Annotated in this window: 8 protein-coding genes and 1 pseudogene; 7 read left to right on the top strand and 2 right to left on the bottom strand. The window is 52.6% G+C overall.

Annotated elements, in window-relative coordinates:
• The first annotated feature begins 24 nt into the window (after window positions 1-24).
• The 7 genes from PAEVO_RS14385 to PAEVO_RS14355 all read left to right on the top strand — a co-directional run bounded on the left by PAEVO_RS14385 (window position 25) and on the right by PAEVO_RS14355 (window position 9994).
• Window positions 25-1488 (top strand): glycoside hydrolase family 32 protein, encoded by a 1464-nt coding sequence (locus PAEVO_RS14385; RefSeq protein WP_100538157.1) that lies wholly within the window; start codon window positions 25-27, stop codon window positions 1486-1488.
• Window positions 1489-1531: 43 nt separating this feature from the next.
• The gene (locus PAEVO_RS14380) at window positions 1532-2416 is read left to right on the top strand and encodes an ROK family protein (protein ID WP_100538156.1); all 885 of its coding nucleotides are present in this window, start codon (window positions 1532-1534) and stop codon (window positions 2414-2416) included.
• A gap of 89 nt (window positions 2417-2505) precedes the next feature.
• Window positions 2506-6342, top strand: coding sequence for a GH32 C-terminal domain-containing protein (locus tag PAEVO_RS14375; RefSeq protein ID WP_100538155.1), 3837 nt, complete (start codon window positions 2506-2508; stop codon window positions 6340-6342).
• 229 nt (window positions 6343-6571) lie between these two features.
• Window positions 6572-7189, top strand: a complete 618-nt coding sequence (locus tag PAEVO_RS14370) for a ribonuclease HII (RefSeq protein ID WP_100538154.1) — start codon at window positions 6572-6574, stop codon at window positions 7187-7189.
• A gap of 80 nt (window positions 7190-7269) precedes the next feature.
• Window positions 7270-9303, top strand: a complete 2034-nt coding sequence (locus PAEVO_RS14365; protein ID WP_100538153.1) for a hypothetical protein — start codon at window positions 7270-7272, stop codon at window positions 9301-9303.
• On the top strand, window positions 9300-9611 hold the full coding sequence (locus PAEVO_RS14360) for an EscU/YscU/HrcU family type III secretion system export apparatus switch protein (RefSeq protein ID WP_100538152.1): 312 nt from the start codon (window positions 9300-9302) through the stop codon (window positions 9609-9611). Before PAEVO_RS14365 ends, PAEVO_RS14360 begins: the two co-directional genes overlap by 4 nt.
• Entirely contained in the window at window positions 9611-9994 is a 384-nt protein-coding gene (locus tag PAEVO_RS14355) for a YraN family protein (RefSeq protein WP_100538151.1), read from the top strand. The genes PAEVO_RS14360 and PAEVO_RS14355 overlap by 1 nt, the downstream gene beginning before the upstream one ends.
• Window positions 9995-10311: 317 nt before the next feature.
• Here the strand turns inward: PAEVO_RS14355 and PAEVO_RS14350 are convergent.
• Window positions 10312-10812: pseudogene (locus tag PAEVO_RS14350) on the bottom strand (magnesium chelatase subunit ChlI family protein); the annotation flags it as partial.
• Complete coding sequence (locus PAEVO_RS14345; RefSeq protein WP_100538150.1) at window positions 10713-12470, bottom strand: recombinase family protein; 1758 nt, start codon at window positions 12468-12470, stop codon at window positions 10713-10715. The gene PAEVO_RS14345 and the pseudogene PAEVO_RS14350, both read right to left, overlap by 100 nt.
• Between the last annotated feature and the right edge of the window lie 12 nt (window positions 12471-12482).

Genomic DNA, 12482 nt, shown 5'->3' with positions numbered 1-12482 from the left:
TACGATAATGAAGGAGTACAGCCAATGTCTAACATCAAACTTGAAAATTACCGAAATGCCTATCATTACTCTCCCCGGGAGAACTGGATGAATGACCCGAACGGGATGGTCTATTTTAAAGGAGAATACCATTTGTTCTATCAGCATCATCCCAAGGGCACAACCTGGGGGCCCATGCATTGGGGACACGCGGTCAGCAAGGATCTGGTGTCCTGGGAAGAGCTTCCCATCGCTTTAGCGCCGGATGAACACGGCACGATCTTTTCAGGCAGTGCGGTTGTGGACTGGAACAATTCCAGCGGGTTCTTCGATCAAGAGCCCGGCCTTGTGGCAATCTTTACGCACCATGACGATTCGACGGGCGCAAATCAAATCGTTCAGTGCCAAAGTCTTGCGTATAGCAAGGATAATGGGAGGACCTGGACCAAATATGAAGGTAATCCGGTCCTTAGGCATGACACCTATGTTGATTTCCGGGATCCCAAAGTGTTTTGGCATGAGCCGTCATCGCAATGGGTGATGATTGTTGCGTGCGGGCAGACGGTATGCCTCTATCGATCTTCGAATTTAAAAGAATGGATCTTTGCCAGCGAGTTTGGCGAAGGCATCGGATTTCATGATGGAGTCTGGGAATGTCCGGATCTGTTCCCTCTTTCTACGGAAGATAGTCAAGCCCAATGGGTCATGCTGGTCAGCATTGGCGATGATCCGGCCTATGTTGAGGGCTCCAGAACGCAATATTTCATTGGAAACTTTGACGGGACAACGTTTCTGCCGGATGAACGATCCAGAGGTGATGTGCGGTGGCTGGATTACGGCAGAGATAATTATGCCGGGGTCAGCTGGTCGGACATTCCGGCAGCGGATGGCAGAAGGCTGTTCATCGGCTGGATGAGCAATTGGAAATACGCCAACCTGACGCCAACGGATGGTTGGAGGGGGGCCATGACCTTGGTCCGGGAACTCAAGCTGGAGACGCTGGAAGGCGAAGTCGCGGTAACGCAGCAGCCGATCCGTGAAATGGAAGCGTACCGAAATGAAGTACGATCCTTCCATGATGTAATCGTGGATGAAGCGGCTGCCCGGTTAGCCGATGTACGGCTGGAGAGCTGCGAAATTCATGTCCGCTTCGATGCAGCGTTTTCGCTTGGGTTTAAAGTAAGGGTAGGTCCGGGCCAAGAGACGGTTGTCGGCTGGGATGCCAAGACAAACGAAGTTTACGTGGATCGCACCCGTTCAGGGCTGGCTGATTTCCATGAAGATTTTCCCGGGAAGCACATGGCGTCACTACGGGTTACGGGCGCACTCCTGGAGCTGCGGATATTCGTGGACCGGTCGTCCGTGGAATTGTTCGCGGATCGCGGGCAGGCGGTAATCACGGATTTGATTTATCCTGATCCTGCATCTACGGGGATAACCGTGTTTGCGGATGATGACCGGAAGGTCATAAAATCGCTGCACATCTATGATCTTTCTTCTAGAGGTTAGTTTACGTTAAATGAATGTATAAATGGCAAGGAGAACCAGCGATATGCGTATTGGAGCGATAGAAGCGGGCGGCACCAAATTTGTCTGCGGCATTGGAAGCAAGGATGGAATCGTTGAGGACAGCATCAGCTTTCCGACAGGGCAGCCGGAAGACACATTGTCCAAAGTGGTTTCGTATTTTCAAGATCATCAGGTAGAAGCCATTGGCATCGGGTCATTTGGTCCCATCGATCTGAAACCGGATAGCCCAACTTATGGTTATGTAACTTCCACACCGAAACCAGGCTGGTCGCAGATCAATGTCCTCGGCAAGATGAAGTCGCATATGGACATACCCTATGGCTGGGATACGGATGTCAATGCTGCCGCTTTGGGAGAAGCGACTTGGGGAGCAGCCAAGGCTCTGAACAGCTGCGCTTATTTTACGGTGGGTACAGGTCTCGGGGTAGGCCTATATTCCGAAGGCCGGCTTGTTCATGGACTGCTTCATCCCGAAGGCGGGCATGTTCCCGTTAGACGTCATCCCGAAGATGCCTTTGCAGGAACCTGTCCTTATCATGGGGATTGCTTGGAAGGAATGGCAGCAGGTCCGGCGCTTGAAGCCCGATGGGGATTGAAAGGGCAGCTGCTGCCAGCCGACCATCCCGCTTGGGAAGTAGAAGCCTATTATTTAGCGCAGTCTATAACAGGACTGATTCTGACGAATTCCCCGCAGAAAATCATACTGGGCGGCGGCGTTATGCAGCAAGCTCAGTTGTATCCCCTCATTCGTGCAGAGGTGCGGCGCAATTTGAACGGGTATGTGCTTGCTGACGAAATCATACACCATATTGGGAATTATATTGTTCCACCGGGATTAGGCACCCAATCCGGATTGTGCGGGGCATTGGCTCTGGGAATACAGGCATGGCAAGATTCACAATCATAAACAGGCTCGTCTTGAGGAGGTGCAGCCCGATTGATCGGGCTGTTCCTTCCTATATAACGCGTGGTAAAGAATCGAAGAGAGGTGGATATATGAAATTATCGCAGGATATACATACGGTGATGATGCGCATGGTGTCTGCGATCATGATGACCGTGATGCTGGCGGCAAGCGTTACTCCGGGATCGGCATGGGCTTCAGCGGTCCAAGATGAGTCTGCAGCTATGAAAGAGAAAGGAGGGGGCACCATTTTTGAAAGCGCATCCAATGTGAATACCAACCTTGAAGGCTGGCAGTTGAAGGGGAATGGCAAGATGGAACATACGGCTGAAGGACTACGGCTTAGCTCCGATCCAGGTGAGAACGCAGCCGCGATTTCCGCAACAAGAGCGGATGATTTTGTGTATGAAGCCGACGTGATGATCACGGATATGCAAGCAGACGCTTCGCTGGTCTTTCGCTCAAGCGTTGATGGCTGGTCATCGTATATGCTGCAAATTGTGCCAAGCGCAGGCTTGGTTCGTCTCAAGGATGCCCGTGAAGATAGCGGGAGATTAAAGGTAGAAAAAAAGGTTTCATTAAGTCAAGGAGATATCGTTCACCTCAAGGTTAAGGCGGTAGGGAACCAAATCCAGGTATACTGGGGAAGTCAATATGAACCTATGATTGATGTCAATGATACGGCATATTCCACAGGATACTTGGGTCTTCATGTGTGGGATGGTTCCGCGCTGTTTCAAAACATCAAGGTGAGCGAGTGGAAAGGCAATCTGTTCGGTCCGGCAGTTACGAGCGGAGATTGGCAGCCTGATATCAAAGGCCTTAAGGGCACGGCATCAGAAGGGCTTGAAGCCTGCAGGATCTATAAGAATGCAGCTGCAGATTATGTGCTGGAAGGCAATATCATATTAGGGGAGCTGGCTGAAGCCGGGTTCTATTGGAGAGGGAACGATGAAGGAACGGAGGGATATGAAGCCGTATTAAGGAAAGAGGATGATCAGGTCCGGGTTGCGCTGGAAACATCGAATGGAATGGTGATCGACGCATCGAGTCGTACGTACCCAAGCCTGCCGACAAGTGCGCATCATGTGGAGATCCACATTTCCGGAGACCGAATTCGAATCGCTGTGGATGGTTACGAACCCGCTGCGATCCGCGTATCCGACAGTAGTTACGCGGGCGGATCGATCGGGATGAAGGTAAAGTCCGGAACTGCTTACTTTCAGGACGTGTACGTAACCCCAATGGCGGATTATTATACGGAGGAATACCGCCCGCAGTATCATTATAGCCCAATCCGAGGCTCGGCAAGCGATCCGAACGGATTGGTCTATTTCGAAGGGGAGTATCATCTCTTCCATCAGGACGGAGGCCAGTGGGCGCATGCGGTAAGCCGGGATCTGGTGCATTGGAACAGGCTGCCGATCGCACTGCCTTGGAACGATCTCGGACATGTCTGGTCGGGTTCCGCCGTAGCCGATACAACGAACGCTTCAGGTCTGTTCGGGGATTCCGGAGGCAAAGGACTCATTGCCTACTACACATCCTTCAATCCTGATCGGCCGGGCGGAAATCAGAAGATCGGACTGGCTTACAGCACCGATCACGGACGGACCTGGACGTATTCGAAGGAACGGCCGATCCTCATCGAGAACCCGGGCAAACAGGGCGAGGATCCGGGAGGATGGGATTTTCGCGATCCCAAAGTGGTTCGGGATGAAGCCAACAACCGCTGGATCATGGTGGTATCAGGGGGAGACCATATCCGCTTCTATATCTCCGACAATCTTGTCGATTGGACCTTAACGGACCGTTTCGGGTATGGGGAATATATCCGTGGAGGCGTGTGGGAATGCCCGGATCTGTTTCAGCTTGCCGTGGACGGCTCCGGTCAGCGCAAATGGGTGTTGATGATCAGCAGCGGCGCTAATCCGAACACCCAAGGCTCCGATGCGGAATATTTTATCGGCGATGTGACGCCAGACGGCAAATTTATGAATGATCATACGGCGGGGACCGTGCTGAGAACGGATTGGGGCAAGGAATTCTACGCCTCCATGTCCTTCTCCGACCTGCCGGACAATCGAAGAATCATGCTGGCATGGATGACGAACTGGGATTATCCCTTCAATTTTCCGACTTCGGGCTGGAAGGGTCAGCTGACCATCCCTAGAGAGTTGTCGCTCAGAACGACGAGTGAGGGAATACGTCTGCACCAGTCTCCGGTCGATGAGCTAGAAACCCTCCGGAATACGGTAATCCATGTGAATAACAGGGAAGTTACGGAGTCCTCGCAGAATGTGTTAAAGGGAATTCAGGCCGGCGCGTTTGAAATCGAGGCGGAAATCGAGATTCCATTAGACAGCAGCGAGCTGGAATTCGGCTTCCGACTGCGAGAAGGCGGCGGACAACAGACGGTGGTCGGTTATAACAACGCCACGCATCATATGTTTATAGACCGCTCGGCATCGGGAACCACGGATTTCTCCAACCTGTTCACGACCGAACACAAAGCTTTGCTGCACCCCGTAAATAGAGTGGTTAAGCTGCGTATTTATGTCGATGAATCTTCAGTGGAGGTGTTTGGCAATGACGGAAGCGTTGTGTTCTCGGACGTTATTTTTCCGGATCAGGCCAGACGGGGGATGAGCTTCTACACCCAAGACGGCCAAGTGAAGCTGAAGTCCCTTAAGGTGCATGAGCTGGATTCCGTGTGGAGGCATCTTGATCCTTCGGGACCTGCTTCCCGCATCCTAATGGATTCATACGAGCTGGAGCTGTCCCAGGGACAGACTGAATCGCTGTACGCAACTGTGGATCGTGTCCGGGGTAAGGGGAAAAAACCTCTGGTATGGACATCCAGTCATCCCGATACGGTCCGGATTGTTTCATCCGATGACACTCATGCCGTATTAAAAGCGGTGAATGCGGGAGAAGTCATCATTACCGCCTCGACTCCAAACGGAAAGATATCAGCGAGCACCCGCGTGTTGGTCACGAGCGGAACATTTCTGACGAATCTGACGGGGTGGAAACCGGATCTTAAGGCTTCGAAGTGGGTCGTTACGGAGCATGGAATCCGGGGCAGCCATCCAAGCGATGCCAATTATATGGCGGAAGAGAAGGCCGGCGACTTCACGTTTGAAGGCGACATGCGGCTTGGGGAAGCAGGCGGTGCAGGATCCATGCTGTTTCGGGCAAGCGAGGATGGCCGCAGTGGATATTATCTGAATCTGGACCCTGGTATGAAGGCTGTTCGACTCTTTTACAAGATTGAAGGTCGATTTGAGGAACGTCAGGTACTGGCCAAAGTCCCTGAATTTATCCAAGGGGGAAGAACCTATCACCTGAGGATTGAAGCGAAAGGTCCGCATATTCAGGTCGACGTGGACGGGAAGAAGGTGATCGATGTGATGGACGGGACATTTGCCGAAGGGAATTTTGGCGTCAATGTGTTCGGCGGACAGGCTTCCTATCAAAATGTCTACGTCCGTCATTCGTCTGAAGCTCATCTTACGAAAACCAGCTTCACGAACGAAGCCGTGAACCAAGTGATCTATACCGAGAAATCCGTAAACGGTGAACCCGTTACCGTGAAGGAATCAGCGGGTACGGGCAACCCGCTATGGGTATTGGTACCAACAGGAGAGGAAGGCACCTATTCCATTCGCACGCCGGAAGGGAAGGCTTTGGATGTCGATACCGGGCAGAACCGGATTCAGCTATACACGTATCTCGGTTATAACAATCAGCGATGGAGAGTGAAACGTCAGGAAGATGATACGGTCTCCATCCTATCGGTGCACGATGGCCGGGCCCTTGCCGTGAATGCTGACGGTGCGGGGCTGGAATTGAATGTGCCGGATGCCGCTTCGGATCGTCAGAGGTGGCGGCTTGGCAATGAAATGCAGGGATCGATCATCGAATAAGGGAAAGAGCTGCCGATGCCGGCAGCTCTTTTTTTCGGGGATGGATAAACCGATTGTTTGGCAAAGGTAGATCCGTCTCCTATAGGAACATCGGGACGGGATAAAAGGGTGACGCTCCGTGGTGAGTGTGATAATCTAGAAGAGTTACTAGATTGATAGAAAGCATGGGATACACCGTGTGCACGAAGATGTAACAAACGGTAATTTTGGAACCAAAGGGGTTAAACCTATGACAGATTTATTAATGTACGAGCGTGAGTATTGGAGCCGTTATATACATATTGCAGGTATTGACGAAGTAGGCCGCGGCTGTTTGTTCGGCGACGTGGTCGCTGCGGCGGTCGTTTTGCCGGAGGGGTTAGTGATTGAAGGGATTAACGATTCAAAAAAACTCAGTGCCAAGAAGCGGGAAGCCCTCTACGACCTTATCATGGAACAGGCGCTGGCGGTGGGTGTCGGTTTGGTGGATGCAGAAACGATTGACCGAATCAACATCAAACAAGCCGCAAGGCTTGCCATGAAGATGGCCATCGAGCAATTGGTTGTGACTCCCCAGTTTCTGCTTGTTGATGCCGAGAAGGTGGATTGCGATATTCCCCAGCGTGCCATCATCAAAGGAGACGCCAACAGCCAGTCCATCGCGGCAGCCTCCATTATTGCCAAGGTCACCCGCGACCGATTGTGCGAAGGGGAATGGGAGGAGCGTTATCCTGAATACGGAATCGCCGTACATAAAGGCTACGCCACCAAGTTTCACCGGGAGCAGCTGCAGCTGCACGGACCTACAGCCATGCATAGAAGAAGCTTTCTGAAAAATATGGAGATTGAGCAATTGTCCCTATTCTAGATTTCGATGCAGCCCGCCCTCGTCAAAAGGCGGGCTGCTGCCGATATATAAGGTAAACAGAAGGTGTGGGAGGAACTATCGTGAACATCGGATCGTTGATTCGCGGACTCCTGGGTGAGCAGAAGCCGGGAGACGCCAAGACGTTGGAATTAAAGCCGGGTCAGGTCGTTCGCGGTGTCGTTATGAACGTATCGGAAGACGGGCAGGAAGCCGTGGTGCAGATCCAGGGCGTTCAAGTGAAGGCGAAGCTGGAAACACCGCTTCGAGCCGGGGAAACAGCCCTTCTGCAGGTTCAGCCGCCGGGAGAGGGAGGGACGGCCGTTCTCAAGCCGCTCAGTCAAACGCCGGGACAGCCGCTGTCCCCGTCATCCATGGCTGAGGTGCTGGATTTTGCGGGTCTTCCGGATACGAAGGAGAACCGCGAAATGATCCGGGGCATGCAGAATGCTGGAGTTCCGCTGACGAAGGACAATATCGCCATGTTCCGAGAAGCATTGGCCGTGAAGCCTCCGCAGATTCCCGCGGCGGAATGGGCGGAGTCGGCTGCGATCGCGTTTCACCGCGGCCTGCCGATTACCCCCGAAAGCGTGAAGGGACTGCATCAGGCTGTGTTCGGACCCCAGCTGCATCAGCTGCTGCAGTCGCTGGAGCAGCAGCTGGCGTCCGCTTTAAGCAACGGTACCGGAAACGCAGCCGCTGCGGGGAAAAATGCAGCATCCGCTGCGCCTCCGACGGCAGCTGGCGGAGAAGGAGCCGCTGCCGCTCAGCAGCAAGCAGCAGCGGCGAACGGTGCCGCTGGCAGTACAGCGCAGGCCGGTTCAGGTCAGCAGGCGCTGCTGACCAAGCTGCAAGGCCTGCTGCAGCAGCTGCGCGGCGAGCTCGCGCAGCCATGGGCCAGCGGCGGCACGGCAACGCCTGCCGCCGGACAACCCGCCGCCGTGCCCACGGGGCCGGCGGCAGCTCTAGGCGAAGGGGCCGCAGGCCCTTCGCCAAAGCCGCCCACCCCCGGCGCGGAGCCGTGGGTGGGGCGGCTCTTGAAGCTGCTCGGTGCGGAGCACGAGCAGCAAGCCCTGCGCGGGGCCGGTACGGGCCCCGCGGGCGAAGCGGCGCGCACGGGCAGCGCCGCAGCACCTGCCGGGCAGCCGGGGGCCGGGCTGCCCGGCAGCGGCACGGCCGCGGGCGCGGCTCCCGGCGCCGCCGCGCCTGGAGCGAATGCGACAGTGCCCGCACCCGCTCCTGCTCCAGCTGCGGGAGCTGCTGCACCGCCGCCCCCTGCAGCTCAGCCAACCGCTGCTGCTGCAGGTCAAGCAGGCGGACAAGCGGGATCCCTGCCAGCAACCCCTGCCCCTGGCAGCAGTGGCTCAGCAGCGATTACACCAGGGGCCCTCGCCACGCCAGGGAGTGCGGCGAATGCGAACCAGCAAGCTGTCCCGAATGCTCAGGCCGGTGCCGTGAATCAGCCGGGCTTAACACAGCCGGTTGTGCCATCCGGCCAGCAGAATATCGCCTTAGGCGTACAGCAAGCCGTCATGGCCTCAACGCCATCGGGTGAATCGGCGCTTGCCCTGCAAGACACGCTGAAGGGAGTATTGCTTCAGGTGTTATCCAGCCAGGATGCGCCGCCCGCCCTAAAGGAAGCGGCACAGCAAGTCGTTCAGCATTTAACGGGCCAGCAGCTCTTGCTAAACACCGATCGAACGGCTCCGTTCGCACAGGTCACGATGTTCATACCCCTGCATGGGGCCGACGGGGAACAGACTGCATCCGTACATATTCAATCACGCAGAGGCCGCAGAGGTGAGCTGGATGCAACCAACTGCAGGCTGTTGTTCGACTTGGACATGAAATTTCTGGGTCCGACCTTGATCGATGTGCAGGTCGTTGACCGGATTGTCAGCCTTAACTTTCGGAATGATCAAAGTTATGCCGCTGAGCTGTTTGAGGGGAAAAAGGAAGAGTTGGCTCAGGCTGTTTCGTCTATCGGCTACCAATTGCTCAGCGTAAAAACAGAACCGCTGCCCCAAGCTGCGCCGCCTACTTCAGACACGTCCGTGCAGGGAACGGCAGCAGAATACACCCCGCAAACCTACAAAGGGGTGGATATGCGAATATGAATAAGCTTGAGAAAGAGCAAGGGGAACTAACGGCCATGAAAAAGGCGGTCGCCCTTAAATATACGCCCGGCGAGAGCGAAGCGCCGGTTGTGGTTGCCAAAGGACAAGGGAAACTGGCGGAGTCTATATTAGACAAAGCCAAAGAGCATGGCGTCCTTGTCCAGGAAGATGCCGCTTTGGTGGAGATTCTCTCCAAGCTGGATCTGGATCAGCAGATTCCGGAGGAATTGTACCAGCTGGTTGCGGAAGTGCTGACATATGTTTATCGTGCGGATCGTCAAGCGAAGGATGGAGGGATAATGCCGTAATGACCTCGCCATCCGGAAAAAAGGACAACCGCAAACAAAAGGGAGCGGCTGCCGAAGAGCTGGCGGCCGCTGCCCTGATTGAAAAAGGATACCGGGTTCTGGACCGGAATTGGCGCTGCCGCACTGGAGAATTGGACATCGTTGCCGAAACAGGGGAGACCCTTGTGGTGATTGAGGTCAGAAGCCGGAGCGGAACGACCAGCTTCGGTACGCCTTCCGAGTCCGTGAACGCCCGCAAAGTGATGCAGGTCCGGAACACGGCCCAGCAGTACGTTCATCATAAGCGTTATTATGAACGGCCGATCCGGTTTGATGTTATCTCGGTTATGCTTCGGGCAGATCTGACGCTTGTCTCGATGGATCATATCGAGAATGCATTTTAGATGGATGCGATCCAAAGAATCCATAAGAATCACAATAAAGAAGAAGGTGATAGGAGCTGAGCTCCATCACCTTCTTTGCATAGGACAGGTTATTTATTCAATAGGAGCAAGCTTCCAGACCGTTGTTATCCAGATCATAAAAAGTGAAATAGGTTGCGCCGTACTCCGGATGTTATCGACACGTACTCCGTTTTCTTTCAGATGCTGATATTTCTTTCAGATGCTGATAAGCCTCTTCGACATTGGAGACATAAAATTAAACAGGGCATGTCGCGGCTCGAAATACTTCGCTTCCCCCGTGGGCTAAAGACTACATTTCATAAACGAGTTGTTTCTTCGGCGGTGATATATTGTCGATCCAGCTGACGATATTGAATCGCTTCTGCAACGTGCTGGCTTTGTATTTCATCGGATGCCTCCAAATCGGCGATGGTTCTGGCCAGCTTCAGGATGCGGTCGTAAGCGCGCATGCTCAGGCCCAGCGTATCGATTGTCGCTTGCAGAAGCTCTGCCGAGTCCTTGTCCAGCATGGCATGCTTCCTCAGGAAGCTGCCGAACAGTTCACTGTTCCAGCTGAACGGGAGCCTGCTGTAGCGTTTCAATTGAATCGTTTGTGCCGCATAGACTTGATCCCGCATTTGCTCGGAGGATATGGGTGTCGCGTTTCCCGGCCATTCCTTGGGCCGCGGCACGTCCACTTGAAGGTCGATCCGATCCATCAAGGGCCCTGATATTCTAGCGCGGTATTGAGCAATTCGTGTAACGCTGCACGTGCAGCGCTGATGGGGGTGATCACTGCCGTAATAACCGCACGGACAACCGTGTGATTTTTACCTTTGGCAAAAGCTATATCAGCGGGAACTGTTTTGTTAAAGGCATATTTCACATTTACAGATGCTTTTGGTCTTCCACCGGTTGGTGATGGAATTGTGTCGACGATGATCTCATGTACCAGCGTTTTAACAATCTCGCGGCGGGTGCTAAAGGATGGAGCGTTATTGCCGGCGATAATTTTCATACGAAGATCATAGAGCAGCTCTTCCGCTGTCTTAAAATCTTTGGACATGTCATTTTCAGCATTTATCAATAAATCGAGTTCATGTAATCGATTCTCTAAGGTAGCCGTTTCAGACATGATTTCTTGAAGCTGCTTCTCAACATCTAATGCAGTAATCATTTTTAGCCGGTATAGAGAGAGGATATCCTGACGTTCAGTTTGCTTGTCATCAATACTTTTCTGGACCATCTCTTTCTCAGATAAGTACTCCCCGACCTTCGATTTTCGGATTTCCATTCCCGAGTTCATTTCCTTAATCGCATCTCCAGGATTAAGTATAAATCGGACACATTCCTCCCAGACCATGTTGTCAATCCATTCAGCCGGAATGTTTTTGGATTGACATTTGCCTTGTAAGGGACCTCTGTAGACGGTCTTACCACCGCAGATGTAATAGGCTGTAGGTTTACGACCAGAGCCGGCGTAAGAAGCCCCATGATAGGTTAAACCACAGCTACCACATTTGATAAGACTTCGCAAAAGATTGTCCCGATTCTGATTTCGGAAAGCCTCAATCTGGTTATCGCGTAATGCCTGCTGGGCTTTATTCCACTGATCTTCGGATACAATTGCAGGCACCTCTCGTTTAATGAGTTCTCGATCCTTTTTTGATCGTTTTCCGTAAACATGAATTCCTTTATATGTGGTGCTTACAATCATGTTTCGTATTCTGCCTGGTGTCCAAACACCGGCGGTGTTTACCTTTCGTTTTCCCTTTTTGATTTTACGTCCATCCTTCACATACGAAGGCGGGATTTTCAAGGAATTAAAGTAATCAGCTACTTGCACCGTTGACCACTTTTCATGACCTACAAGGTGGTACATTAATCGAATTACTGCTGCCTCAGATAAATCTTCCTTACCTGGCAGCGGCTCCTCATTGATCTGCAGAAATTTATCGATAACCTGATATCCATAAGGTACAATACCGCCCAACCATTGGCCTAAACGAGCAACTCGGTTAGCTCCATGCCATAAAGTTTCGAGTAAAGTATCTCTATCAAACTCAGCCTGACCGGCTAATAATGTAATAACAAATCGGCCCATAGGTGTACTGGTGTCAAATGGCTCAGTCATCGATTTGATGGTTACACCGTACTCTTCAAGTTGATATATAGCATCTAAAGTGATTCGGGCCTTACGTCCAAGACGTTTCATATTATAGATTAATACGGTTTTGATCTTTCCAGCCTTGGCGTCTTCTAATAATCTTTTACCTTCTGGCCTTTCGTCCAAAGGAATTGTCCCGGAGATACCATCATCCTTATACCAATCGGTGATATTCAAACCATGGAGTTCACAGTATTTTATTGCGAACTCGATCTGACTTTGAATTGTTTCTCGTTCTTGCTGATCATCACTTGAAACACGGGGATATATCACTACATCTTTAAATTGGTTTTCAGCAAAGTTAATCATGCGGACCTCCTT

Source organism: Paenibacillus sp. GM2FR (assembly GCF_002803325.1).
Taxonomy (GTDB): Bacteria; Bacillota; Bacilli; order Paenibacillales; family Paenibacillaceae; genus Paenibacillus_AQ; species Paenibacillus_AQ lautus.
Note: the sequence above shows the minus strand (reverse complement) of the source record. Positions and strands in the feature narration are given on the sequence as shown.

What these genes read in the sequence shown, in the direction of transcription:
- PAEVO_RS14360 (WP_100538152.1), top strand. Translation starts at nt 9,300, where the DNA reads ATGAATAAGCTTGAGAAAGAGCAAGGGGAACTAACGGCCATGAAAAAG.
- PAEVO_RS14375 (WP_100538155.1), top strand. Translation starts at nt 2,506, where the DNA reads ATGAAATTATCGCAGGATATACATACGGTGATGATGCGCATGGTGTCT.
- PAEVO_RS14370 (WP_100538154.1), top strand. Translation starts at nt 6,572, where the DNA reads ATGACAGATTTATTAATGTACGAGCGTGAGTATTGGAGCCGTTATATA.
- PAEVO_RS14385 (WP_100538157.1), top strand. Translation starts at nt 25, where the DNA reads ATGTCTAACATCAAACTTGAAAATTACCGAAATGCCTATCATTACTCT.
- PAEVO_RS14380 (WP_100538156.1), top strand. Translation starts at nt 1,532, where the DNA reads ATGCGTATTGGAGCGATAGAAGCGGGCGGCACCAAATTTGTCTGCGGC.
- PAEVO_RS14355 (WP_100538151.1), top strand. Translation starts at nt 9,611, where the DNA reads ATGACCTCGCCATCCGGAAAAAAGGACAACCGCAAACAAAAGGGAGCG.
- PAEVO_RS14345 (WP_100538150.1), bottom strand. Translation starts at nt 12,470, where the DNA reads ATGATTAACTTTGCTGAAAACCAATTTAAAGATGTAGTGATATATCCC.